This is a genomic window from Ruegeria sp. HKCCD7255 (genome assembly GCF_013031565.1).
Lineage (GTDB): Bacteria > Pseudomonadota > Alphaproteobacteria > Rhodobacterales > Rhodobacteraceae > Ruegeria.
Genome location: NZ_WQAG01000004.1, coordinates 17,692 through 40,041, shown reverse-complemented (window position 1 = coordinate 40,041; position 22,350 = coordinate 17,692). Strand labels below are relative to the sequence as shown.

The window sequence follows — 22,350 nt, the reverse complement described above, 5'->3', positions numbered from 1 at the left end:
ACCGGGCGTTGCCCGGTCTGATCCGCCTATGAAATCGGTCAGCGATTGACCGTTTTTATGCCCACCCGGTCGCTTGCGCGTTTGAAGCGGGCCGTCAGCCAGAACATCACCGCAGCGATGGCAAGCGCAGCAAGTGCGATGGCCCAACCCAGCGCCACAAGGCCAATGCCGGGCGCAAACAGCAACAGCAATCCAATTGCCAAAGCCGCGAAGCCAGAATTGCGCATGGCGTTCCGCTGCGGGTCACGCTCATGCATTTGTCGCCAGGCGGCCAGAGATCCGATCCCGATGATCAGCGCCCAGGCACCAAGCAAGAAGAAAGCGAGCTTTGCGGCCCCTTCCGGCCAAATCAACAGAATCAGGCCAATCACGATAGCACCAATACCGACGCCACCAACCAGCCCGCGCCGACCAAATCCCAGCAGCGTGAGGCCACCGTCCAAGATCAGCAGCAACCCGACCAGCCGCAAAAGCATCGAAATGCTGCCACCCGGCCAAAAGAGCGCCGCGATGCCAACGCAGGCGGCCAGAATGCCCCGGATCAGGAACGTCCACCATAGCTCGCCCAACTGCGCGCTTAAGGCTTCGCGCGTGGCAAAGCTGTCGTCGTCAACAATCTCGCCTTGTTTGGGGTCTGTGTCGGTCATGGTAGGTCCTCGGGTTATGTCAAATCCAGCATAGCCTAAGCTGCCCGGTTGCGTCTGCAGTGATGTTGTCAGCGTCTGCCCAGTAATTCATCCACCCAAAGGGGAACGATTTCGGTGGCGGGGCCAAACCGCCTTGCGTCGAAATGCGCGGCTCCCTCTGACGGCTCCAGGTTCAGCTCAAGCGTATGGGCCCCTGCGGCTGCGGCCTCGTGTACGAAGGCGGCGGCGGGATAGACCTGACCCGAAGTGCCGATCGCAACAAAGAGCACAGCGTTGGCCAGATGCTGATAGATCGTGTCCATGTGATAGGGCATTTCGCCAAACCAGACCACATCTGGCCGCCCTTTCGGCGCCGCGCAAGCCGGGCACGGCTCATCCACGGCCATTTCAGGCGGAGCCGTCCAGCGGTGGCCGCAAGCCGCACATAGCGCTCCGGCCAATGTGCCGTGCATATGCAGGACGTCCTGAGCACCGCCTGCCTCATGCAGGCTGTCGACATTCTGGGTCACCAGAACAACATCACCCGGCCAGTCCCGCTGCAACCGCGCCAGCGCCTTATGGGCTGCGTTGGGTTCTACGCCAGCGGCTTGCTGACGGCGCGCGTTGTAAAAGCCCTGAACGAGGGCAGGGTTACGCGCAAACGCCTCGGGCGTCGCCACATCTTCGATCCGGTGTTGCGCCCACAGGCCGCCCTCATCGCGAAAGGTGCTAAGCCCGCTTTCGGCAGAAATACCTGCTCCGGTCAGAATGACGATCTTTTCCATGCCTGCTCCTCGGGGTACATCTTGGCGCATGACACACCGTATCCTTTTCGTCTGTTTGGGCAATATCTGCCGGTCGCCTGCCGCCGAGGGCGTATTTCGCGCCGGTACGCCGCATCATGTGACTGATAGTGCAGGAACTTCGGGTTGGCATATTGGTGATCCACCATATGAGCCGATGCAACAGGCGGCGCGTGCGCGCGGGTTCGACCTGAGCGATTTGCGGGCGCGGCAGTTCGAGCCTGCGGATTTCGACCGGTTTGATCTGATCATCGCCATGGATGACAACAACCTGAACGATATCGAAGCGCTGCGCCCGCGCGAAAACGAAACGCCCGTGCGCCTGTTCACCGATTTTGCCCCACAGACCGGAGCCGATCATGTGCCCGATCCGTACTACACGCGTGACTTTGATGGCGCGCTGGACTTGATCGAGGCGGCAGCAGACGGCCTGATCGCGCATCTCAAAGGTTAGCTCATCACCTTCAGTTCTTCGCGAAGCCAGGGCAGCTGCGCGATGGCCGGGTCGATGATCTGGCTGCGCATCAGGCGGCGGATCATGTCGGCAATCTCCTGCGGTACCTGATCGGACCAGTCGGTGCGGGTGAAAAGCGAAATCGTGCGCGAAAACGCACCGAACGGGGCCGGATGGGCCGAAAGCCCCTCGTGGAACCGCGCGGCGCGCATATAGCCCAGAGGCGTGGTGATCGCCCAACCCAGACCGCGCGCCACCATGGCCATCAAGGCCAAATGCGAGCCGATCTCGAACCGTTCCTCGAACTCAAGCTGTTGGCGGGCCAGATTGCCTTCGATCTGACGGCTGATCAGCTGCTCGCGGGCGTACCTCAGAAAAGGCAGGGTCTGAACCGGATCATCCGCGCCTTTTGGCGCAACCAGAATGAATGGATCCTGGACCAGAGGGTATTCGATCACGCCTTCCAGCACCTCGCCGCTATGGGCGGACACTGCCAGATGTAGACGCTGTGCTTCGAGTTCGGCGAACAGATCTAGGCTGGGCAGGGTTATCAGCTTGAATTTCGACCGCGTCAGGTTGTCGGCAAGCAGGGTCGCAAGACGGGGCGTCAGGTCATTGTCGAAATCATCGATCAGCCCGATCGACAGCGTGGTCAGGTGGCCCAGATCCATCACCGTCAGCTCGCTCTGCGCCATTTGCAGCTCGGCCAGAACCGCCTCGGCCCGGATCAGAAAGCTGCGCCCGGCCTGGGTCAGGCGCATAGGACGTCGCGCGTGATCAACCAGATCGGTGCCTAAGGCCTTTTCCAGATTGCGCAATTGCTGGCTGACCGAAGGCTGGCTGAGCCCGGTGATCTCGGCCGCCTGCGCCACCGATCCCGTCCGCGCCAAGGCCTCGAACACTTCGAGCCCGCGCAGGGTCACCCCTTTCATCACCATCGCCGATCCCTTTCACTGCGCCTTTTCTGAGGCGCAGGGCGGGCCAGGTCAAGGATTGACGGAGGTTAGCTACAGATCGCCTGCGCCATCTGGCCAAAATTCTGATAGCGATCCCACAGCGCATCGTCGCGCGCGGTTTGCGACATCTTTAGCTGCTGCGCCTGATGCGGGTCTTCGAACCATTTCGAGACCTTTTTCTGATCGCTGCGCGTCAGCGCCTGATCGGCCACGCGCTGAATGCAAGAGCACCGATCCCGCGTCGCCGCCTCACGATCTGATGCCAAACACGCCTGCTTGATCTGCGCCGCGTTCACAACCGGTGCCACAGACACCAGCGATACCGCACAACATGCTGTTAAGAGGAACTGTTTCATACTCGAGCCTCGTTTTTGCCTGCCCGGACGGGTCTTATGCCCCTCTCGGTCTGGGCGGGAGTATGAATCAAACGGGAGAGCGGATCAATTGGGGAAGGCGAAAATGTGAATGCGTGAGTCTACGTGGCCAAGAAAAGCGCTTAGGCGTAATTATTTCTCGCCAGTGTCTCAGGTGTCCGTTGATTTCAAGAATTCCTTGGCAGCTTGCGTTGGTTTCAATTGATTAGTTATTAGCCCACCAACGAGGACTCCTGCGAGCGGTTGGCCTAGCATTGCGCCAATACCCGTTGCTCCGAGGACAAGACAAGTAGGTGCTGTTGCTTGTGCCATATTTTCCGGCGACGAATAGTGCGCCAGCTTAGTCCACAAAAAATATTTGTAGTCGCGTAGCCACAATGCAATTCTTCCGGCGCGCTCTTCTGTCAAATCATTGTCTTGCTGAGGTAACGATTCAAGCAATTGCTGAAGGTGACGATGAAAACAGTCAGTGAACTCGAGAATTTCGCGGCGTAAACCCGCTTCAAGTGAATTCATGCCTCTGATCTTTTCGCGAAAAGTATCGATTTGATCGAGTAAGCCAACAACAGACACTGCAATCGCGTCACGGTTCTGGGCAACCGCGTTCGTTACCAGAGCTTTTTCGTGTTTGGTTGCCTTGTTGGGTACAGGAGCAGTTCGTCGCGTATTCTCTAGCTCACTCTTGGTTTGTTCAACACGTTGCTCGACGTTCCTGCGTGCGTAGTCGTCCAAAGTTAACGCAATTCGTCGAAGAAGCTCTTGATCCATAGGTTTGCCGTCTATGAAGCTTTGGTACCATTCCCTCCAAAACTCCCAATTACTTCCGGTGGGGTGCGGGCGCTCAACCTCAGATCTGGGTCGCGCATCGTCCTGCTCGAAAAATGGAATTATTCCAGTGTGGGCTGACGCTTGCCAAGCTTCGGGAGTGACTGGATTTAGTGGGGTCGAAAGCTGTTTGGCGAACTGGTCGCGCGCGGGATGACGCTCTAGCAAATGAAAAACGTGTTTCTCTTTTATTCTGACAAGGTTTTCCAGTTCTTCATTCGGGTTTTGGGTTGGAAGATGAAAAACAACATCACCAATGCCCAGGAAATAGCTGTAGCTGAACTGTTGAAAAAACTCACCGCGTGGGGGCGCTTCATCGTGATAAAGTTGTATACTTGACCCGGGCTGATAGAGCGCCGCCCAATCACTTGCCATCGCATTGTACAACCCAATGTTCAGCGCGTCATTCGCGCGACTGATTGTATCGAGGTTTTGCGTCTGGTTGGGTTCGAGAAGCGAGAACTGGTGTAGGGCAAGCGCGCTTCGCAGCAGAGCGTGCAATGTATCGGGCCTCAGTGTCTTGCTGACGTTGTCAGGTGAGCTCGTGTGCGGGCCCGACAGCCCCAATGCTTAGATCGTAAGCTCCGCTACAAGCCGAAGTCTTTCATTCATGTTGTGACTTTTCTCCAAAATAACCTGCACCTGGGATCAGAGCACCATTTTGACTTCTTGACCAACCCACGATTCCTCTACATATCCCCAACCCATGACAGACCTCGCTCATATCCGCAATTTCTCCATCGTCGCGCATATCGACCATGGTAAATCCACCCTTGCTGACCGGCTCATCCAAGAGACCGGAACGGTGCAGGATCGCGACATGAAGGAACAGCTGCTCGACAGCATGGATATCGAGCGCGAGCGTGGCATTACCATCAAGGCCAACACGGTGCGCATCGACTATACCGCTGATGATGGTGAGAAGTATGTGCTGAACCTGATCGACACCCCCGGCCACGTGGATTTCGCCTATGAGGTCAGCCGGTCCATGCGCGCGGTTGAGGGCTCTTTGCTGGTCGTCGACTCGACCCAAGGGGTTGAGGCGCAGACGCTGGCGAATGTGTATCAGGCCATTGATGCCGACCACGAAATCGTGCCGGTGCTCAACAAGATCGACCTGCCCGCATCCGATTGTGATCGCGTCGCCGAACAGATCGAGGATGTGATCGGCATCGACGCGACCGACGCCATTCAGGTCAGCGCCAAGACGGGGCAGGGCATCCATGAGACGCTTGAGGCCATCGTCACCCATCTGCCCGCGCCGCAAGGCAATCTGGACGCGCCGCTCAAGGCGATGCTGGTGGATTCGTGGTATGACGCCTATCTGGGCGTGATCGTTCTGGTCCGTATCATGGACGGGACGTTGAAAAAGGGGATGCGGGTCAAGTTCATGTCGAACGGCACCCTGCACCATGTCGACCGCGTCGGCGTCTTCCGACCCGAGATGGAGATGGTCGATAGCCTGGGCCCCGGTGAGATCGGCTTTCTGACGGCCTCGATCAAGCAGGTCCGCGACACCCGCGTGGGTGACACGATCACCAATGACCGCAACGGGGCGGAACAGGCCCTGCCGGGCTTCAAACCCGCGCAGCCGGTGGTGTTCTGTGGCCTCTTCCCGGTGGACTCGGCCGAATTCGAAGACCTGCGCGACGCGATTGAGAAGCTGGCGCTGAACGACGCCTCTTTCAGCTTTGAGATGGAGACCTCGGCGGCCCTTGGCTTTGGCTTCCGCTGCGGCTTTCTGGGCCTCTTGCACCTTGAGGTCATCCGCGACCGGATCGAGCGCGAGTATAATATTGAGCTGATCACAACCGCGCCCAGCGTGATCTATCACGTCTATATGAAAGACGGTGAAATGATCGAGCTGCACAACCCCGCCGATATGCCGGATCTGTCCAAGGTCGACCACCTGGAAGAGCCGCGCATCAAGGCGACCATTCTGGTGCCCGATGAATATCTGGGTGACGTGCTGAAACTCTGCCAGGACCGGCGCGGTATCCAACTGGACCTGACCTATGCGGGCAGCCGCGCCATGGTTGTCTATGACCTGCCGCTGAACGAGGTGGTGTTCGACTTCTATGACCGCCTGAAATCGGTGACCAAGGGCTATGCCTCGTTTGATTACCAGATGACCGGCTATACCGAGGATAATCTGGTCAAGATGTCGGTTCTGGTGAATGACGAACCGGTCGATGCGCTCTCGACCATGGTGCATCGCGACCGGGCCGAGATGCGGGGCCGGGCGATGTGCGAAAAGCTCAAAGACCTGATCCCGCGCCACATGTTCAAAATCCCGATCCAGGCCGCCATCGGAGGCAAGGTCATCGCCCGCGAGACCCTGTCTGCCCTGCGTAAGGACGTGACGGCGAAGTGTTACGGCGGCGACGCGACGCGGAAACGGAAGCTGCTGGACAAGCAGAAGGCGGGGAAAAAGAAGATGCGTCAGTTCGGGAAAGTTGATATACCTCAGGAGGCATTCATCTCTGCGTTGAAAATGGATAGTTAATACATGCTTGGTGACCACTATTTCGGTGACGTTGAAGCTATAGACGAAGGTCGCAATCATCCGAATTACTTCGATCTAACATTCATTGTCCCAGAATCATTCTCGCTGCGATCGCTGAACAACAGCAAAAAATATCTTGTGGTCGGTCGTAAGGGAGCCGGAAAAACTGCCGTTCAGTTCCATCTGTCGAGAGAACTTGGCCAGAAAGGCTATCTCACTCACTTCTTTTCGTTTCACAATGATCTAAAACCGAAAGATTATGATGCTGCAAAGCAAGGCCAGAAGATTGATTTACTGGACCTTGTAAACTCTAAGAATATTTTCCTGAATTATGATTCAGAGAGCTTTGGCTCCGAACTTTTCTCATTAAGATCGCTGAAACTATGAGTGAAGGTGGTTATGAAAGTGATTTCACGAGATTCTGTTTAACTGGGCGAAATAAATTACTCGGAATTTTTGAAGGCATACTTCGGTCTTCCAATGTTTCTCTTTCAGGGGAGATGATTGGGATTTCAGCAAGCATTGGATTTGATTTTAGTAAGTTAGAGAAGCAAGAGATAAGCTTAGATCAATTTAATCTGATCGCAATGGAACTTCTAAAGAAAAATCATGATATCCATCGCGCTTATCGTTTCGTTGATGAACTGGTTTTTTCAAAGCTGGATGCTCAAGACGACGAAGTTAGAGTTAGAGCCGCGATGGTACGCGATATTTTCAGAACCACACGTACTATGAACAATTTTTTCATCAAAATGACTTGGACTTTCACGTGATCTGTGCCGTTCGCCCTGAAATACGAGACTTGATAAATGATTTAGACTCAGAGATAGGTAAGATTTTCGACTCAAAATCTGTAGAGTTAACTTGGGATATCGCTGACGGCGACGATAGTTTGCTGTACAGGTTGTTGAAGCAAAAGGTTGTTCACTCTGTCCCAGGAAGGCAAGTGAATTTTTCAGACTTTGTAGATAATGAGATTACCTTTTCTGGAAGGCCGTCTAGTTTAGAAGAGTTTTTGCGTACCAATACTTGGGCTAGACCACGTGATGTTGTTCAGCTTCTTTCTGCTATTTCAGAAAAGAACCCTAATGCAGAACAAATTGGTGGGAAAGAGATCAAAAACGCGCTAAATGAGTTTGGCCGCAGGTCTTTTTCTGAAATAATGGAAGAAGTAAGCGTCAAGAATGGTGGCCTAATTGCTTCAAAATTGCGTCAGAGCGTACATCGTAGAGAGTACAGAGATTATGACGATTTTGCACACAATGTGCTATCAAGTTTTCGAGATTTCGATCTTGAGCAACTTGTGAGCGACTTGTTCCATTTTGGTGTAATCGGAAATTTCGACGACGCTTTTAGGAATCGTCGTTACTACTGGTTTCATAGAGGCGAAGAGTTTTTCAAAAAAAACCTAGGCGTCACTATCCACCCCGGACTTTGGAACTACTTTAATATTCGATAGCTCGAAAATACAGGTGGACGAATTTCTAAACGCTTCTAAACGCCTCAAATCTGTCGCGAACCATCGACCACTCTACGTTTGCCCTACGATTTGACCCCTGCAACCAAAGCCTCAAACCCCTCCGGATCCGCCTGTTGCAGCTTCCGCAAAGCCTCCTCCGCGTGGTCCCGCAGGGCCTGTTTGCACTCGACCTTGACGGCCTCAACCCCGTCGACCAGCGCGTCGATGTCCGGCAGGGCGGTGTTTGTGGATTGGGACAGCGCCTGCAAGGCCTCCAGCACTTTGCCCAATTGGGTGCCATAGCTGGCCACCTCGCGCTGAACCCGCGCCTCGATCGCGGGGACACCCCGGATCGAGCCTGCAAGAACCGGATCAATATCCTGCTGCACATCCCCGCTGAGCGGAAAGCGGAACTGGGGGGACCAGACGGAAAACGGGCCGAACATGACGAAATCTCCTGTTTTGCAAATACAGCAGATCGTTGCTGCGATGCAGCATCAAGTCAAGGCTGCGGTGGGGCTTAACGCCTGTCTAAACCCTTCATGAAGTTTCCTTAAGGTAAGTTGCAACCGTCCTGCGCTCTCCCAATCTGTAAAACACGGCCAGCACCGGCCCTGATGACGGAGAGAGAACATGACCAGATTTATGACTGCCGGAGCAGCCGCTTTGGCCACGTCCCTCACCCTTGCCACCGCTGCGATGGCGGACATGCCCGATCTGCGAGGCACCTGGACAGGCAGCTATACCGCTGTGGGTCCGAACCGGACCACAACCGGCGACATCCCGCGGTTCAACAGTGCCGAGTGGGTGCTGGATATCCAGAAGCAGAAGGACAATGTGTTCTGGGGTCCCAGCAAGTGGCGGTCGAATGCCACTCAGGACTGGCGCATGTTGGACGCCACCGGCACCATCAGTCTGGATGATCCGACCCGCATCAGCATAGTCGAAAGCTCGGCCAATCCCGAGATCGGCGTGAACGCCCTGATCGATGCCCGGTATCAGGATGGCAAGATTTACGCTGATTTCCGTAGCCTGCGTCGTGGAACGACCTATAGCACCGTTCTGGAACGTCAGGTGAACTGAAGCGGTATCGGCCCGGCCGGTTGTAGGGGGTAAACAGGCTGGCCGCGCCCTGTGTGTGGCAGACGAGTATCAGTTGCCGCGCCGGGCCGAACCGCTTCTCAAGCCACCCCAGGCGCCTCTGTGTTCAGAGGCGGGCCGGGCAGCCCGGATGACCGTCTACCGGCGGGTCTGACACGGCGGGGCACACGCGACGGCGGTCGTGCGCCCAGCCTATGACAGGCCACGCGGTCCTTCAGCGCGATGCGGGTAAGGTGATCCGGGACTGTCCGGCCACTGGGGTGCGGAACAGGTGGGGCCCGAAAGCGGAGTTAGATGTTTTCCTGAACGTCCGACGCGACATTCTGGATGGCATCCCCGGCATTTTCGATGTCTTTGCCTGCGCCTTTTGCGGTTTCGCAAGCGGCAAGGGTGAACAGGGCCAGGCCAATCAGAATTGCACGGATCATTGGAAACTCCTTAACTGCGTGTTTCTGGTTGCCTAGCAGTTTTGACCGCTGTGATCTACATGTTTCACCACGGTCGCGCACGCGGCAAGGACCGGGTGTTCCAAGAGGCCACGAACGGCCTCTGGAATCCGGGATTTTGCTGTTTTTGAGTGCGCCCGATAGGCGCCCCGCATCACTTGCAAAAGAGCTCGTGAATGGTTTCGAGCATGCGACGTGGTCGATCATCCGCAAGTCGATAGTAAATTGCCTTACCATCCCGGCGCGGCAAAACCAGCCCTTCAAGCCGCAACCGAGACAATTGCTGCGAAACCGCCGCCTGACGGGCCGACAGCAGCTCTTCAAGTTCGGTCACCGATTTCTCACCGGAGACGAGGTGGCAGAGGATCATCAGCCGCCCCTCATGGCTGATGGCTTTTAGAAAACTGGACGCTCGTGTTGCGTTTTCGAGCATCGACGCGAGGTCGTCAGGTTGATAGGCATGGTCGGCCTGAGGCAGTCCCATAGAAATTTCCCCATTGTTATCCCTTGAGTGGATCGGAAGGCTTGGAGTGAAAGCCCGTCGAATGTCGCAACAAAATAATCATGCATAAAAATATGTCTCTTCAAATACATGTGATGTTGTAACACAAACGCGTGTGCAGAACGCTGTTTTGGGTTGCTGGATGACGGTGATGCGGCTTTGACGCGGGCATCGCCGCTCTTGCGTTACATCGCGTAACGGTATCGCATTCGCCCCCTTGCACCCCCCCAATGGCAGCACTAAGACTTGGGTAAGAGTTTTTCGGGTAATGTCCCGATCCATAGCAAAGCAGGCAGGTTTCTTATGTTCGATCCCGTTGACACCTATATGAATACGCTTGTCCCGATGGTAGTCGAACAGACCAGCCGGGGTGAGCGCGCCTATGACATTTTTTCACGCCTTCTGAAAGAACGGATCATTTTCATCAACGGGCCGATCCATGACGGTATGAGCCATCTGATCGTTGCCCAGTTGCTGCATCTTGAGGCGGAAAACCCGAACAAGGAAATCTCGATTTACATCAATTCACCCGGCGGCGTTGTGACCAGCGGTTTGTCGATTTACGATACAATGCAGTACATCAAGCCAAAATGTTCGACTTTGGTGATCGGTCAGGCGGCCTCGATGGGGTCGGTTTTGTTGGCCGGGGGCGAGAAAGGCATGCGCTTTTCGCTGCCCAACAGCCGCATCATGGTGCACCAGCCCAGCGGCGGATACCAAGGTCAGGCCAGCGACATCATGATTCACGCCGCCGAGACCCAAAAACTCAAAGATCGCCTGTATGATATATATGTTCGCCACACCGGGCAGACGAAGAAGGCGGTCGAAAAAGCGTTGGATCGCGACAATTTCATGAGCCCGGAAGAGGCCAAGGAATGGGGTCATATCGACGAGATCGTGGAAAACCGGGCCAAAATGGACGGTGAAGCGGACTAGGTTCAAATTCTCGCGCAGCCCGCGTGAGCCGCGATTTTGAGATTGTCGCGGCCACGACGCTGGCCTAAGCTGCGGGGACAATCGGCAAAGTGGGCCTTGCAAAGGCCAAAGGTACAAAGCCCGAAAGGTAGATCATGGCGACGAATTCTGGCGGTGATGGTAAGAACACGCTCTACTGCAGCTTCTGCGGCAAAAGCCAGCATGAGGTGCGCAAGCTGATCGCGGGGCCGACCGTTTTCATCTGCGACGAATGTGTCGAGCTGTGTATGGACATCATCCGCGAGGAAACCAAAGCCAGCGGGCTGAAGTCTTCGGATGGTGTGCCGACACCAAAGGATATCTGCGAGGTTCTTGATGACTATGTGATCGGTCAGGCAACCGCAAAGCGGGTTTTGTCGGTTGCGGTCCACAACCACTACAAGCGCCTCAACCACGCCCAGAAGGCTGGCAGTGACATTGAGTTGGCCAAGTCCAACATCCTGCTGATCGGGCCCACTGGCTGCGGTAAGACGCTGCTGGCACAGACGCTGGCGCGTATTCTGGACGTGCCGTTCACGATGGCGGATGCAACCACGCTGACCGAAGCGGGCTATGTGGGCGAAGATGTCGAGAACATCATCCTCAAGCTTTTGCAGGCCAGCGAATACAACGTCGAACGCGCACAGCGCGGCATTGTGTATATCGACGAGGTCGACAAGATTACGCGCAAGTCAGAGAACCCTTCGATCACCCGCGATGTATCGGGTGAAGGTGTGCAGCAAGCGCTGCTGAAACTGATGGAAGGCACTGTGGCCAGCGTACCTCCTCAGGGCGGGCGCAAGCATCCTCAGCAAGAATTCCTGCAAGTGGACACGACCAATATCCTGTTCATCTGCGGTGGCGCTTTTGCGGGCCTGGACAAAATCATTGCACAGCGTGGCAAGGGCTCGGCCATGGGTTTCGGCGCGGATGTGCGCGACAATGACGAACGCGGCGTGGGGGAGATTTTCCGGGATCTTGAACCGGAAGACCTGTTGAAATTTGGCCTAATCCCGGAATTTGTTGGTCGTCTGCCGGTTCTGGCGACATTGGAAGATCTGGACGAAGACGCGTTGGTAACAATCCTGACCAAACCCAAGAACGCTTTGGTCAAGCAATACCAACGTCTGTTCGAACTGGAAGATGCCGAGCTAGCCTTTACCGACGATGCATTGCAATCGATCGCCAAGAAAGCCATCGAACGCAAGACCGGTGCGCGTGGGTTGCGGTCCATTTTGGAAGACATCCTGTTGGACACTATGTTCGAACTGCCGGGCCTCAAAAGCGTGACACAGGTGGTGGTGAACGACGAGGCAGTGACCTCGGATGCGCAGCCCCTGATCATCTACGCGGATTCGGCACAGGAAACCGCTTCGGCAGGTTAAGTGCGCTTCACCTAATGGCAGCGTTTTAAAAGGGGGCAGTGCCCCGTCGCCCATACCAGACGACTCCCTCGGGGTATTTCTGGCCATATGAAGCTGGGATCCTGTATTCATCTGGCCAAAATATCCCGGAGTGCGAGGCAGAGCCTCGCAAAAAGGTAATCCAGATTTTGGAGAGTGAACGATGATCAAACGCATCTCATCGGGGGGCGAATTTGAAGCCAAGGCCGGGTATTGCCGTGCTGTTGTGGCTGGAGGATGGGTGCATGTGGCGGGCACGGTCGGGCAAGGTGACGATATTGAAACCCAATGCCATTCAGCTTTAGGCATCATCGAAAAAGCACTGTCAGAGGCTGGGGCGTCTTTTGCGGATGTTGTTCGCGTGACCTATATGTTGCCCGACAGAACCGAGTTCGACAGGTGTTGGCCGCTTTTGGCAGAGACGTTTGGCAAAAATCCTCCGGCGGCAACGATGATCGAATGCGGTTTGATTGATCCGAAATACCGGATCGAGATTGAAGTCACGGCATTCTTGCCGGAATGATGCGGCACGGTGCGGTGGCACTGGACCTGGGGCCTGCTTTAGGTCATATCTTCGACAACGGAAAAGGCGGAGGCAGCCAATGGGAATCCTGAATACTCTGTTGCGGGCCGTGACCTGGTGGAACGGGGCGACTCTGAATACGCAGATCTTCACCGCGCGCAACGGAATCAAGGTTGGCGAGGACAATGAAGGCAACGTGTTCTACCGCAACGAGGATGACAGCAAACGCTGGGTGATTTTCAACGGCGAGGCCGAGGCGAGCCGCGTGGATCCCGAATGGCATGGGTGGTTGCATCGTACGTGGGACGAGCCACCGACAGACAAGCCGCTGCCTCATAAATCCTGGGAAAAGCCGCACCAAGAAAACCTGACAGGTACTGCTCTGGCTTATGCCCCCGCAGGGTCATTGCGCCGCCCCGATCCGGTCGAGCGCAAGGACTATGAAGCCTGGAGCCCGGAATAAGCGAGGCGCGCCGATGTCGACCCATAGTGTAACTGAAATCCTGGTCGGCGGGGTTGTTCTCGCTGGTGCGATTGCGTTTGGCGTTTATGCCAGCCAGTCCACAGGGCTGTCTCAATCCAGCGCCGGATACGAATTGGGGGCTTCGTTCCGATCCTTGGAAGGCGTCAGCGTCGGCACAGATGTCCGCCTGGCTGGCGTTAAGATCGGAACGGTCACCAATGTGACGCTCAATGCAGATACCTACCGCGCCGACACGCAGTTTTCCGTTGCCGATGGCGTACTTATCCCGGATGACAGCGCGGTTGTAATCTCGTCCGAGGGTTTGCTGGGTGGCAATTTTGTCGAAGTCATGCCCGGTGGATCGCCATTCTATTTTGAACCCGGTGATGAAATCGAAGATACACAGGGCGCGGTCAGCTTGATCTCGTTGCTGGTCAAGTTCGTGGCCGGGGATGGTAGCGAATGAGAGTCCTGCTGCTATTGGCGGCAATCTTGACTGCGGTCAGTGCCGAGGCACAGCAACGGGTTACCTCTGGGCAGGGGGCGACGCTGCGCGGATTGGATAAGGTCAACGGTCAAACCGTCGACGTTGATCTTCGATCTGGGGATACGGCCACGGTATTTGGACTTGATGTGGCGCTGGGAGATTGCCGTTATCCGGCCGAGAACCCGACAGGTGACGCTTTCGCATACCTTACGATTTGGGAGCAAGGCGACTCGCAACAGCTGTTTGATGGCTGGATGATCGCGACGTCTCCGGCTTTGAATGCTTTGGACCACGCGCGTTACGATGTCTGGGTGATCCGCTGTATGACGCCCTGAGGCGTCTGCGAGAGGGACGCGGTGAAATCAGCGCTGCCCTCAAGCGCTTGTCTCAGCTCTGCGTGATAGGTCGCACGCGGTATTTCGATCGCACCGAGTGAGGCCAGATGGGCCGTCAGAAACTGGGTATCGAACAAGTGGAATCCCGTGCGGCGCAACCGATCCACCAAATATGCCAGCGCAATCTTGGAGGCATCGGTGCGGCGAGAGAACATGCTTTCGCCAAAGAACGCGGCACCCAGAACCACCCCATAGACCCCGCCGGTCAATCGGCCATCCTGCCAGACCTCAAGCGAGTGCGCCTGACCGTTAATATGCAGGTCGTCGTATAGGCGCCGCAGTTCCGGATTGATCCAGGTTTCGGCCCTGTCGGCGCAGCCGTCGACGACGCCGGAAAAGTCGCGATTGATGGTTATCTCGTAATCAGATCTACGCAACCGTCGCGCCAGGCTGCGCGAGATGTGGAAACCGTCCAGGGGAAAGACACCGCGTAGTTTGGGATCAACCCAGAAAAGGTCTGGATCGTCCCGGTGTTCGGCCATCGGGAAAATACCGATGGAATAACCATGCAGCAAAAGCTCGGGTGTGAGGCTCATGTCAGACGGGGCAGGGCTGGATGTGAGCATCCCAGCCCTGAGCTTTTATTGCGCCATATTCTCCGCAAGCCAGCGCTCCAGCCAGTGGATGTTATAATCACCGCTGTGCAGATCTGGCTCTTGCAGCAGGGCGTGGAACAGCGGCACGGTGGTGTCGATGCCATCTACGATCAACTCACCCAAGGCGCGGTTTAACCGGGCCAGGGCTTCATCGCGGTCGCGGCCCTGCACGATCAGTTTGGCAATCAAGGAATCGTAATAGGGCGGGATCGAATAGCCGTCATAGAGCGCCGAATCCATCCGCACACCCAACCCGCCGGGGGCGTGGTAGGCGGTGATCTTTCCGGGGCAAGGCGAGAAGTTCGGCAGTTTTTCTGCGTTGATCCGCACTTCGATGGCGTGGCCGTTGATCTCAAGATCATCCTGCCCGAACGACATGGGCAGGCCCGAGGCGACGCGGATCTGTTCGCGCACCAGATCGACACCAAAGATGCCTTCGGTGACCGGGTGTTCCACCTGCAAACGGGTGTTCATCTCGATGAAGTAGAACTCACCGTTTTCATACAGGAATTCGATTGTGCCCGCGCCGATATAGTTGATCTTGGCCACCGCGTCGGCGCAGATTTTACCGATCTTGGCACGTTCTTCCGGGGTAATGCAGGGGCCGGGGGCCTCTTCGAACACTTTCTGGTGGCGACGTTGCAGCGAACAGTCACGTTCGCCCAGATGCACGGCGTTGCCTTTGCCGTCGCCAAAGACCTGAATTTCGATGTGACGCGGCGTGGTCAGGTATTTCTCGATATAGACCTCGTCATTGCCAAAGGCGGCCTTGCCTTCGGCGCGCGCGGTCATGAAGGCACTTTCCATCTCATCGGCATTCATCGCGACTTTCATGCCGCGCCCACCACCGCCAGCGGTGGCTTTGATGATCACCGGATAGCCGAACTGCTCACCAATCTCTTTGGCGGTTGCCAAGTCAGGTACGCCGCCATCCGAGCCGGGAACGCAAGGAACGCCCAGGTCCTTCATCGTGTCCTTGGCGGTGATCTTGTCACCCATGACGCGGATATGTTCGGCGGTGGGGCCGATGAAGGTGATGCCGTGGTCTTCGACGATCTGCACAAACTCGGCATTTTCTGATAGAAAGCCATAGCCGGGGTGGATCGCCTGCGCGCCGGTGATCTCGCAGGCCGAGATGATCGCGGGTACCGAGAGATAGCTTTGCGGGCTGGGCGGAGGGCCGATGCAAACCGATTCGTCGGCCATGCGCACATGCATCGCGTCGCTGTCTGCGGTCGAATGGACGGCCACTGTGGCAATCCCCATCTCGCGAGCAGCGCGTATCACGCGCAGCGCGATCTCGCCTCGGTTGGCAATCAGGATCTTGTCGAACATGGTCCCGCCTTACTCGATGATAACCAGAGGAGTACCGAATTCCACAGCGTCACCATCTGTCACCAGAATGCGTTTGACGGTGCCCGATTTGGGCGCGTGGATGTGGTTCATGGTTTTCATCGCTTCGACGATCAGCAGCGTGTCGCCTTCAGATACATTCGCCCCAACCGAAACGAACGAGGGCGCGCCCGGTTCGGGCTGCATATAGACGGTGCCGACCATCGGTGACGTCACAGCGCCGGGATGGCTGGCAGGGTCTTCTGCCGATGCAGGGGCTTCGGCAGCGGCTGCGGGCGCTGCTGCTGCCGCGGCTGCCGGAGCGGGGGCCGCAGCAGCGGGAACAGCAACTTGAACAGGGGCAGCAACGGTTTGCGAGGCGCGGCTCACGCGGACATTCAGGCTGTCGTCTTCGCCATAGTCCCGCTTGACCTGTAGCTCGGTCAGGTCGTTTTCGCGCAGCAGTTCGGCCAGTGCCTTGATGAACGCCACATCCGCTTCGTGTTTGTTATCTGTCATGAGTGTCCTCGAAGGTTCCCCTTGGGCTCGGCTTTTTGGTTGCGAGCTTGAAATAATTACGCAGGGTTATATGCCAAGCGTTCGGCCATGAAAAGCGCAGTCTTTGTTGGGAAAGATCGGTGTTTTTACAAGGCCGGGCCGGGCCAGAGCGTTACAATGGCATCCCCGAGAGTTTGGCAACCAGTTCCGGCAGCTTGCGCGCGCCGAATTTCTCAAGCAGGCGGGCCCGATAGGCTTCGATCGTGCGATAGGACAGTCCCAATTCAACGCCGATCTCTTTTGCCGACAGGCCGCGACAGGACAGGATCGCCACTTCGCGTTCGCGAGCGGTCAATTCGACCAGAGGGCGCTCTTCCGAGATGTCCGAAAAGCTCCAGATCCCGTGGCGGAAGGGATCATCGGGGGTCAGCGACCGACCACGGGCCCGACACCAGAACAGATCACCATTGCGCCGCCGCATGACGCGTTCATCAGTGTAATAGCCCGTGTCGCGCATGACTTGCAGGCTGCGCGCGCCGATTCTCTCCCAATCGGCAACCGAAGGGTAGAGGTGCAGCAACGGCATGTTGCGGTATTCGCTCTCGTCGCCGCCAAAGGTGCGCGCGAATTGCAGATTGCAGCGCCGGATGATCCGGTTTTCCAACTCAACCAGTCCGATCGGGGCGTATTCGAAGGCAGGGTCGCTCATGTACCTATGGTGGCCGGTTTCGGGTGGAAAATGAAGGGGACAAGCGACGCGCGGGTTCATAGGGCTTGAACGGGATGTTAACTTTGTAAATTCGGTGTGTTAAGTTTGCCAATAATATTTTGTAAGATAAAGAAAGTTCTGAAAATTTCGGCCGACAGGCTAAAGGGACCGCCAGCAGATGCGTGATACGCTCACCGGAAGTCGCATACGTGAACGCCGCCAGATCGCAGGGCTACGCCAGGCCGAATTGGCGCGGCGGGCAGGGATTTCGGCGTCTTATCTGAACCTCATCGAACATAACCGCCGCCGGATCGGTGGGAAGGTTCTGATCGACATCGCGGCAGCGCTTTCGGTTGAGCCGTCTCTGCTGACTCAAGGGATCGAGGCAACGCTGATCGCGGCCCTGCGCGAGGCTGCTGAGGATGCGGTGGGCCAATCGGCTGAGCTGGACGCACTGGAAGAATTTGCTGGGCGATTCCCGGGCTGGGCTGGGGTTTTGGCACAGATGCATCGCCGCGTTGTTTCGTTGGAGCGTACGGTCGAGGCTTTGTCCGACCGCTTGACCCATGACCCGCAACTGGCGGCCTCGATGCACGAAGTGTTGTCGACGGCCGCTGCGATCCGCTCGACCGCTGCAATTTTGGCTGAGCCCGGCGAGATCACGGATGAATGGCGCAATCGCTTTCACAAGAACCTCAATCAAGATGCTGAGCGTCTGGCAGAAAGCTCGAAGGCACTGCTGAGCTTTCTGGATACCACAGAAGACCAAGGCGAGGCGCGCGGTATGCCGCTGGACGAGGTTGAGACTTTCTTTGCCGAGCATGGTTTTCATTTCCCCGAAATCGAAACTGCACAGGAAGTGGACCTGGAGGAAATCAACTCGGGCGCGGCCAGAACTGTTGCTCAACGTATATTGAAAACCTGCGCAACGGACGCACGGCTTTTGCCGCTGGACCAGTTGCAAGCTGAACTAGAAGGGGGGGTGGTAGATCCTTTGGCGCTTTCAGCCACGTATTCTGTCGATTTGGCTACGGTGCTGCGGCGGCTGGCTGTGTTGCCCGAGGACATGTTGCCCAAACCCGTGGGACTGGTAATTTGCGATGCGTCAGGCACGGTGCTGTTCTACAAGCCCGCCCCCGGTTTCGCCCTGCCGCGTCATGGGGACGGCTGTCCGCTCTGGCCCGTATTCACTGCATTAAACCGCCCCCTGGTACCGTTGCGCCGGCGCGTTCTGCAACTGGGTCGGGTTTCGGCTGCGTTCGAGTGCTTCGCGATCGCCTGGCCTTTGGCGGCGCAGCGGTTTGATGCAGACCCGACCTATCATTCGGTCATGTTGGTGATGCCTGCGGATGCGGACGCAGACGAGAGGCAGGACCGGGCCGAAGTCGGGGTCAGCTGTCGGATCTGCCCCAAACCAGACTGTGTGTCCCGACGTGAGCCTTCGATTTTGAGCGAAGGTTTTTGACAGTCTCATTAATCGAGGCTTATTCTGGCTGGGACAGGTGGCCGTTGCGGGTGCCGGTCTTGGGGAGGACTAACACAAATGAGCCGCAAGGTTCTGTTGATCGAGGATGAGCCGAACATCACCGAGGCCATCCGGTTTCTTTTGACGCGCGAAGGCTGGCAGGTGCAAACCCATGCCGAAGGCTCGGACGCGATTGAGGTGATTTGCGCGGCACAACCGGATCTGGTGATCCTGGATGTAATGCTGCCTGGGAAAAGCGGGATGGAGATTCTGCGCGAGTTGCGTGAACAGGACCGTTTTCTCGGTTTGCCGGTTCTTATGCTGACGGCACGCGGCCAGTCGCGGGATCGCGAGATGGCCGAGCAGGCAGGTGTCAGCCGGTTCATGACCAAACCCTTTTCCAACACCGAAGTATTGACAGCTGTGCGGGATCTTCACGCAAAGGCCTCGCGCTCATGAGCTTGTCAGAGGACGGTACCGCGCGCAGATCAGCGGCGCGTCCACCGTTGTTTCTGGAGCGCCAGAGCTATCGCCGCCGCAGGTTGATGGATGCTGCACGGCTGTTGCCTTTCTTCGGGGCGGCGCTGTTGGTGATCCCGTTGCTGTGGCCCGATCAAAGCGACGGGGCGGACGCGGTGCCGCTGTCCTCGGCGATGTTTTATATCTTTGCCTGCTGGGGGTTGCTGATCCTGATCGGCTTGGTGTTTGGTGTTGCGGCAAGGCGGCTCAGTAAAGGTGAAGGCCGCGCGTCGGAGGGTGAGTGATGGCCACGCTCAACATGCTCATACTGGTTTGTCTGGGCTATGTTGTACTGCTGTTCGGCGTGGCCTTTGCGGCAGATAGGGCTGCTGCCGCGGGCAAGGGGAAATGGCTGCGGTCGCCTTTGATCTATACGCTGTCCCTGTCGATCTATTGCACAGCCTGGACCTTTTACGGTGCGGTTGGCAACGCTGCGCGGTCGGGGTTGGAGTTCGTAACGATCTATCTGGGGCCAACGCTTGTGATGGTCAGCTGGTGGTGGGGGCTGCGCAAGCTGGTGCGCATCGGGCGCAGTCAGCGGGTGACGTCTATTGCTGACCTAATCTCGTCGCGCTATGGCAAGTCCAACACGCTGGCGATCTGTGTCACAACCCTGGCGGTTCTGGGTGGAACGCCCTATATTGCGCTGCAATTACAGTCGATTACGCTATCTTTTTCTATCTTTGCCGAGGCTGATCCAACGGGGCTCTATCGCGAAGGGTCCAGCGTGTTTTGGGTTGCGACCGGGCTGGCTGCTTTTGCTATTCTGTTTGGAACGCGCAATCTGGATGCCAATGAGCGTCACCACGGGATTGTGACGGCAATTGCACTGGAATCGGTGGTCAAGCTAGTGGCTTTGCTGGCCGTCGGCATCTTTGTGGTCTGGGGCATTGCCGGTGGTTTGACACCTATGCTGGATCGGATCGACGCCTCCGATATCGGGCAGTGGAACGTCGATACAAGTCGGTGGACGACCCTGATCTTTTTGTCAGCGGCAGCCTTCGTCTGCCTGCCCCGTATGTTCCAGGTCATGGTGGTCGAGAATGATGACGAAAGCCACCTGCGCACGGCCGCCTGGGCCTTTCCGCTGTATTTGCTGTTGATGAGCCTCTTTGTCGTCCCGATCGCGGTGGTTGGGCTTGACCTTTTGCCCGCAGGATCGAACCCCGACCTGTTTGTGCTGACTGTACCTTTGTCGCAAGGCAATGACGGGCTGGCGATGCTGTCCTTTATCGGTGGCTTTTCATCGGCGACCTCCATGGTGATTGTTACCGCCATGGCTCTGTCGACGATGGTGTCGAACCATGTGGTCATGCCGATCTGGCTGAATACGCAGGAAGGCAGCAGCCCGGTCTCGGGCGATGTGCGCAAGATCGTGTTGATCGCGCGGCGCCTATCCATCGCGGCCATCATGGCGCTTGGGTATTTCTATTACCGCTTGTCGGGCGGCGGTGCGGCTCTGGCCTCGATCGGCCTGGTGGCCTTTGCCGGTCTGTCGCAAATCCTGCCCGCACTTGTAGGCGCGCTGTTCTGGCGCGGTGCGACGCGGGTGGGGGCCTTGGCCGGTTTGACCGTTGGTTTTGTGCTGTGGATCTATACCTTGCTCCTGCCGGGAATGGAGGGCGGCATCATCCCGGTGTCGATGATCGAAAACGGCCCCTTTGGCTTGGGCTGGCTGCGCCCCCAAGCCTTGTTCGGGATTGAGGGGATCGATCCGATGGTACATGCGGTTGTCTGGTCACTCTCGCTCAACACTATTGCGTTCTGCGTAGGATCGCTGCTGAGCTTTCCCAGCCCGCTGGAGAGGTTGCAGGGGGCACAGTTCGTCAATGTGTTTGACCATTCCGCCTCACCCCATGGGTGGTCGGGGTCGGTGGCGCAAAGCGAAGATCTGATGATCATGACCCAACGCATACTGGGGACCGGAGCCGCACAGGAGTTTTTCCAGGCCGAGGCGGCGCGTCAAAAGGGCCGCGAAGGGCGGTTGCCCGAACCAACGCCCGGATTTCTGGAACGGTTAGAGCGAGAGCTGAGCGGTTCGGTTGGTGCGGCGACCGCACATGCGATGATCGGTCAGATCGTTGGTGGTGCGGCGGTATCGGTCGAAGACCTGCTGGCCGTGGCTGACGAATCGGCGCAGATGCTGGAGTATTCCAATCAGCTTGAAACCAAGTCGGCCGAGCTGAGCCGCACCGCGCGCCAGTTGCGTGATGCCAATGCCAAGCTCACGCAGCTTTCGATGCAAAAGGATGCGTTTCTCAGCCAGGTCAGCCACGAACTGCGTACACCCATGACATCAATCCGCGCGTTCTCGGAAATCATGCGCGACACGGGCGGGATGAGTGACGAAGATCAGATGCGCTTTTCCTCAATCATCCATGATGAGGCCCTGCGCTTGACGCGGCTATTGGACGACCTGCTGGATCTGAGTGTTCTGGAAAGCGGTCAGGTCAGCTTGAACATGTTGGATGGTACTGTTCAGGGCGTGTTGGATCGCGCTGTGGCCACCGCGTTGACAGGAGGAGAGCGCGCGCTGGCCTTGCGCCGTACACGCTCTGCCGAGCGCATCACGCTCTATACTGATCTGGATCGTTTGGGACAGGTCTTCATCAATCTGATCTCGAACGCCCAAAAATATTGCGACGCGGACGAGCCGGAACTGACAATCGCGACCCATGATATTGGCGGTCAGGTAGTGATTGATTTCATCGACAATGGCAGCGGTATCCCACCCGAGGCGCAAGCAATGGTGTTCGAAAAATTTGCGCGAGTCGGGTCGGACAAGGCCGGAGGCGCCGGGCTGGGTTTGGCCATTTGTCGCGAGATCATGCAGCGTTTGGGTGGAGATATCTCCTATTTGCCCGAACAGGGCGGGGCAGGGTTCCGCGTCACCCTGCCACTGGCCTTTCGTCAGGCCGCGCAATAGCGCTTATGTAAAGGCATTGGTAACGAAC

Annotated in this window: 28 protein-coding genes; 16 read left to right on the top strand and 12 right to left on the bottom strand. The window is 57.0% G+C overall.

Annotated features, from left to right (window positions below; translation table 11 throughout):
• Positions 1-38 precede the first annotated feature (38 nt).
• Positions 39-647 (bottom strand): DUF308 domain-containing protein, encoded by a 609-nt coding sequence (locus tag GOX45_RS09510; RefSeq protein WP_171100254.1) that lies wholly within the window; start codon positions 645-647, stop codon positions 39-41.
• A gap of 68 nt (positions 648-715) precedes the next feature.
• Complete coding sequence (locus tag GOX45_RS09505; RefSeq protein ID WP_171100252.1) at positions 716-1,411, bottom strand: NAD-dependent deacylase; 696 nt, start codon at positions 1,409-1,411, stop codon at positions 716-718.
• Between the two features lie 28 nt (positions 1,412-1,439).
• Between GOX45_RS09505 and GOX45_RS09500 the strand changes: the two genes are divergently transcribed.
• Positions 1,440-1,883 (top strand): low molecular weight protein-tyrosine-phosphatase, encoded by a 444-nt coding sequence (locus tag GOX45_RS09500; protein ID WP_171100250.1) that lies wholly within the window; start codon positions 1,440-1,442, stop codon positions 1,881-1,883.
• Here GOX45_RS09500 and GOX45_RS09495 read toward each other — a convergent pair.
• The 3 genes from GOX45_RS09495 to GOX45_RS09485 form a co-directional block, all read right to left on the bottom strand.
• Complete coding sequence (locus tag GOX45_RS09495) at positions 1,880-2,821, bottom strand: LysR family transcriptional regulator (protein WP_171100248.1); 942 nt, start codon at positions 2,819-2,821, stop codon at positions 1,880-1,882. The two genes, GOX45_RS09500 and GOX45_RS09495, sit on opposite strands and share 4 nt — an antisense overlap.
• A 65-nt stretch (positions 2,822-2,886) precedes the next feature.
• Positions 2,887-3,195 carry a hypothetical protein gene (locus GOX45_RS09490; protein ID WP_171100246.1) on the bottom strand — a complete coding sequence of 103 codons (309 nt, stop codon included), beginning with the start codon at positions 3,193-3,195 and terminating at the stop codon, positions 2,887-2,889.
• A gap of 168 nt (positions 3,196-3,363) precedes the next feature.
• A complete protein-coding gene (locus GOX45_RS09485; protein ID WP_171100244.1) occupies positions 3,364-4,539 on the bottom strand; it encodes a hypothetical protein in 1,176 nt (391 codons plus the stop codon).
• Positions 4,540-4,744: 205 nt separating this feature from the next.
• Between GOX45_RS09485 and lepA the strand changes: the two genes are divergently transcribed.
• The 4 genes from lepA to GOX45_RS09465 are packed head-to-tail and all read left to right on the top strand — an operon-like array spanning position 4,745 to position 8,003.
• Entirely contained in the window at positions 4,745-6,544 is a 1,800-nt protein-coding gene (lepA, locus tag GOX45_RS09480; RefSeq protein ID WP_171100242.1) for a translation elongation factor 4, read from the top strand.
• A 3-nt stretch (positions 6,545-6,547) separates the two neighbouring features.
• Complete coding sequence (locus GOX45_RS09475; protein ID WP_171100241.1) at positions 6,548-6,931, top strand: hypothetical protein; 384 nt, start codon at positions 6,548-6,550, stop codon at positions 6,929-6,931.
• A complete protein-coding gene (locus tag GOX45_RS09470) occupies positions 6,928-7,317 on the top strand; it encodes a hypothetical protein (protein ID WP_171100239.1) in 390 nt (129 codons plus the stop codon). The genes GOX45_RS09475 and GOX45_RS09470 overlap by 4 nt, the downstream gene beginning before the upstream one ends.
• Entirely contained in the window at positions 7,302-8,003 is a 702-nt protein-coding gene (locus GOX45_RS09465; RefSeq protein ID WP_171100237.1) for a P-loop ATPase, Sll1717 family, read from the top strand. Before GOX45_RS09470 ends, GOX45_RS09465 begins: the two co-directional genes overlap by 16 nt.
• Positions 8,004-8,086: 83 nt before the next feature.
• Here the strand turns inward: GOX45_RS09465 and GOX45_RS09460 are convergent, their stop codons facing one another.
• Entirely contained in the window at positions 8,087-8,449 is a 363-nt protein-coding gene (locus GOX45_RS09460) for a hypothetical protein (RefSeq protein WP_171100235.1), read from the bottom strand.
• Positions 8,450-8,636: 187 nt separating this feature from the next.
• Here GOX45_RS09460 and GOX45_RS09455 point away from each other — a divergent pair, with 187 nt between their 5' ends.
• The gene (locus tag GOX45_RS09455) at positions 8,637-9,086 is read left to right on the top strand and encodes a hypothetical protein (RefSeq protein WP_254445981.1); all 450 of its coding nucleotides are present in this window, start codon (positions 8,637-8,639) and stop codon (positions 9,084-9,086) included.
• 308 nt (positions 9,087-9,394) lie between these two features.
• On the opposite strand, the gene GOX45_RS09450 is transcribed toward GOX45_RS09455, so the two are convergent.
• A complete protein-coding gene (locus GOX45_RS09450; protein WP_171100233.1) occupies positions 9,395-9,532 on the bottom strand; it encodes an entericidin A/B family lipoprotein in 138 nt (45 codons plus the stop codon).
• 172 nt (positions 9,533-9,704) lie between these two features.
• Positions 9,705-10,034: a helix-turn-helix transcriptional regulator gene (locus tag GOX45_RS09445; RefSeq protein ID WP_171100231.1), complete on the bottom strand. Its 330-nt coding sequence runs from the start codon at positions 10,032-10,034 to the stop codon at positions 9,705-9,707.
• A gap of 321 nt (positions 10,035-10,355) precedes the next feature.
• On the opposite strand from GOX45_RS09445, the gene GOX45_RS09440 reads away from it, so the two are divergent.
• From GOX45_RS09440 to GOX45_RS09415, 6 genes are all read left to right on the top strand, one after another.
• Complete coding sequence (locus GOX45_RS09440; protein ID WP_171100230.1) at positions 10,356-10,988, top strand: ATP-dependent Clp protease proteolytic subunit; 633 nt, start codon at positions 10,356-10,358, stop codon at positions 10,986-10,988.
• Between the two features lie 134 nt (positions 10,989-11,122).
• Positions 11,123-12,391 (top strand): ATP-dependent Clp protease ATP-binding subunit ClpX, encoded by a 1,269-nt coding sequence (gene clpX, locus GOX45_RS09435; protein ID WP_171100228.1) that lies wholly within the window; start codon positions 11,123-11,125, stop codon positions 12,389-12,391.
• 181 nt (positions 12,392-12,572) lie between these two features.
• Positions 12,573-12,932, top strand: coding sequence for a RidA family protein (locus tag GOX45_RS09430; protein ID WP_171100226.1), 360 nt, complete (start codon positions 12,573-12,575; stop codon positions 12,930-12,932).
• Between the two features lie 79 nt (positions 12,933-13,011).
• On the top strand, positions 13,012-13,395 hold the full coding sequence (locus GOX45_RS09425) for an NADH:ubiquinone oxidoreductase subunit NDUFA12 (RefSeq protein ID WP_171100225.1): 384 nt from the start codon (positions 13,012-13,014) through the stop codon (positions 13,393-13,395).
• 13 nt (positions 13,396-13,408) lie between these two features.
• Complete coding sequence (mlaD, locus tag GOX45_RS09420; RefSeq protein ID WP_171100223.1) at positions 13,409-13,861, top strand: outer membrane lipid asymmetry maintenance protein MlaD; 453 nt, start codon at positions 13,409-13,411, stop codon at positions 13,859-13,861.
• Complete coding sequence (locus tag GOX45_RS09415) at positions 13,858-14,217, top strand: DUF2155 domain-containing protein (protein WP_171100220.1); 360 nt, start codon at positions 13,858-13,860, stop codon at positions 14,215-14,217. The genes mlaD and GOX45_RS09415 overlap by 4 nt, the downstream gene beginning before the upstream one ends.
• On the opposite strand, the gene aat is transcribed toward GOX45_RS09415, so the two are convergent.
• The 4 genes from aat to GOX45_RS09395 all read right to left on the bottom strand — a co-directional run bounded on the left by aat (position 14,181) and on the right by GOX45_RS09395 (position 17,412).
• Positions 14,181-14,813 carry a leucyl/phenylalanyl-tRNA--protein transferase gene (gene aat / locus GOX45_RS09410; RefSeq protein WP_171100701.1) on the bottom strand — a complete coding sequence of 211 codons (633 nt, stop codon included), beginning with the start codon at positions 14,811-14,813 and terminating at the stop codon, positions 14,181-14,183. The genes GOX45_RS09415 and aat overlap by 37 nt on opposite strands.
• Positions 14,814-14,858: 45 nt before the next feature.
• Positions 14,859-16,208 (bottom strand): acetyl-CoA carboxylase biotin carboxylase subunit, encoded by a 1,350-nt coding sequence (gene accC, locus GOX45_RS09405; RefSeq protein WP_171100219.1) that lies wholly within the window; start codon positions 16,206-16,208, stop codon positions 14,859-14,861.
• A gap of 9 nt (positions 16,209-16,217) precedes the next feature.
• Positions 16,218-16,724: an acetyl-CoA carboxylase biotin carboxyl carrier protein gene (gene accB / locus GOX45_RS09400; protein ID WP_171100217.1), complete on the bottom strand. Its 507-nt coding sequence runs from the start codon at positions 16,722-16,724 to the stop codon at positions 16,218-16,220.
• Positions 16,725-16,875: 151 nt separating this feature from the next.
• On the bottom strand, positions 16,876-17,412 hold the full coding sequence (locus tag GOX45_RS09395; RefSeq protein ID WP_171100215.1) for a LuxR C-terminal-related transcriptional regulator: 537 nt from the start codon (positions 17,410-17,412) through the stop codon (positions 16,876-16,878).
• Positions 17,413-17,590: 178 nt separating this feature from the next.
• Between GOX45_RS09395 and GOX45_RS09390 the strand changes: the two genes are divergently transcribed.
• From GOX45_RS09390 to GOX45_RS09375, 4 genes are all read left to right on the top strand, one after another.
• Complete coding sequence (locus GOX45_RS09390; protein ID WP_171100213.1) at positions 17,591-18,877, top strand: helix-turn-helix domain-containing protein; 1,287 nt, start codon at positions 17,591-17,593, stop codon at positions 18,875-18,877.
• Between the two features lie 78 nt (positions 18,878-18,955).
• The gene (locus tag GOX45_RS09385) at positions 18,956-19,336 is read left to right on the top strand and encodes a response regulator transcription factor (protein WP_171100211.1); all 381 of its coding nucleotides are present in this window, start codon (positions 18,956-18,958) and stop codon (positions 19,334-19,336) included.
• Complete coding sequence (locus tag GOX45_RS09380; RefSeq protein WP_171100209.1) at positions 19,333-19,641, top strand: hypothetical protein; 309 nt, start codon at positions 19,333-19,335, stop codon at positions 19,639-19,641. The genes GOX45_RS09385 and GOX45_RS09380 overlap by 4 nt, the downstream gene beginning before the upstream one ends.
• The gene (locus GOX45_RS09375; RefSeq protein ID WP_171100207.1) at positions 19,641-22,322 is read left to right on the top strand and encodes a sensor histidine kinase; all 2,682 of its coding nucleotides are present in this window, start codon (positions 19,641-19,643) and stop codon (positions 22,320-22,322) included. Before GOX45_RS09380 ends, GOX45_RS09375 begins: the two co-directional genes overlap by 1 nt.
• Positions 22,323-22,350 lie beyond the last annotated feature (28 nt).

Excerpts from the sequence above, each read along its gene's own strand:
- GOX45_RS09510 (WP_171100254.1), bottom strand. The coding sequence starts at position 647 with ATGACCGACACAGACCCCAAACAAGGCGAGATTGTTGACGACGACAGC.
- GOX45_RS09505 (WP_171100252.1), bottom strand. The coding sequence starts at position 1,411 with ATGGAAAAGATCGTCATTCTGACCGGAGCAGGTATTTCTGCCGAAAGC.
- GOX45_RS09500 (WP_171100250.1), top strand. The coding sequence starts at position 1,440 with ATGACACACCGTATCCTTTTCGTCTGTTTGGGCAATATCTGCCGGTCG.
- GOX45_RS09495 (WP_171100248.1), bottom strand. The coding sequence starts at position 2,821 with ATGGTGATGAAAGGGGTGACCCTGCGCGGGCTCGAAGTGTTCGAGGCC.
- GOX45_RS09490 (WP_171100246.1), bottom strand. The coding sequence starts at position 3,195 with ATGAAACAGTTCCTCTTAACAGCATGTTGTGCGGTATCGCTGGTGTCT.
- lepA (WP_171100242.1), top strand. The coding sequence starts at position 4,745 with ATGACAGACCTCGCTCATATCCGCAATTTCTCCATCGTCGCGCATATC.
- GOX45_RS09475 (WP_171100241.1), top strand. The coding sequence starts at position 6,548 with ATGCTTGGTGACCACTATTTCGGTGACGTTGAAGCTATAGACGAAGGT.
- GOX45_RS09470 (WP_171100239.1), top strand. The coding sequence starts at position 6,928 with ATGAGTGAAGGTGGTTATGAAAGTGATTTCACGAGATTCTGTTTAACT.
- GOX45_RS09460 (WP_171100235.1), bottom strand. The coding sequence starts at position 8,449 with ATGTTCGGCCCGTTTTCCGTCTGGTCCCCCCAGTTCCGCTTTCCGCTC.
- GOX45_RS09455 (WP_254445981.1), top strand. The coding sequence starts at position 8,637 with ATGACCAGATTTATGACTGCCGGAGCAGCCGCTTTGGCCACGTCCCTC.
- GOX45_RS09450 (WP_171100233.1), bottom strand. The coding sequence starts at position 9,532 with ATGATCCGTGCAATTCTGATTGGCCTGGCCCTGTTCACCCTTGCCGCT.
- GOX45_RS09445 (WP_171100231.1), bottom strand. The coding sequence starts at position 10,034 with ATGGGACTGCCTCAGGCCGACCATGCCTATCAACCTGACGACCTCGCG.
- GOX45_RS09440 (WP_171100230.1), top strand. The coding sequence starts at position 10,356 with ATGTTCGATCCCGTTGACACCTATATGAATACGCTTGTCCCGATGGTA.
- clpX (WP_171100228.1), top strand. The coding sequence starts at position 11,123 with ATGGCGACGAATTCTGGCGGTGATGGTAAGAACACGCTCTACTGCAGC.
- GOX45_RS09430 (WP_171100226.1), top strand. The coding sequence starts at position 12,573 with ATGATCAAACGCATCTCATCGGGGGGCGAATTTGAAGCCAAGGCCGGG.
- GOX45_RS09425 (WP_171100225.1), top strand. The coding sequence starts at position 13,012 with ATGGGAATCCTGAATACTCTGTTGCGGGCCGTGACCTGGTGGAACGGG.
- mlaD (WP_171100223.1), top strand. The coding sequence starts at position 13,409 with ATGTCGACCCATAGTGTAACTGAAATCCTGGTCGGCGGGGTTGTTCTC.
- GOX45_RS09415 (WP_171100220.1), top strand. The coding sequence starts at position 13,858 with ATGAGAGTCCTGCTGCTATTGGCGGCAATCTTGACTGCGGTCAGTGCC.
- aat (WP_171100701.1), bottom strand. The coding sequence starts at position 14,813 with ATGAGCCTCACACCCGAGCTTTTGCTGCATGGTTATTCCATCGGTATT.
- accC (WP_171100219.1), bottom strand. The coding sequence starts at position 16,208 with ATGTTCGACAAGATCCTGATTGCCAACCGAGGCGAGATCGCGCTGCGC.
- accB (WP_171100217.1), bottom strand. The coding sequence starts at position 16,724 with ATGACAGATAACAAACACGAAGCGGATGTGGCGTTCATCAAGGCACTG.
- GOX45_RS09395 (WP_171100215.1), bottom strand. The coding sequence starts at position 17,412 with ATGAGCGACCCTGCCTTCGAATACGCCCCGATCGGACTGGTTGAGTTG.
- GOX45_RS09390 (WP_171100213.1), top strand. The coding sequence starts at position 17,591 with ATGCGTGATACGCTCACCGGAAGTCGCATACGTGAACGCCGCCAGATC.
- GOX45_RS09385 (WP_171100211.1), top strand. The coding sequence starts at position 18,956 with ATGAGCCGCAAGGTTCTGTTGATCGAGGATGAGCCGAACATCACCGAG.
- GOX45_RS09380 (WP_171100209.1), top strand. The coding sequence starts at position 19,333 with ATGAGCTTGTCAGAGGACGGTACCGCGCGCAGATCAGCGGCGCGTCCA.
- GOX45_RS09375 (WP_171100207.1), top strand. The coding sequence starts at position 19,641 with ATGGCCACGCTCAACATGCTCATACTGGTTTGTCTGGGCTATGTTGTA.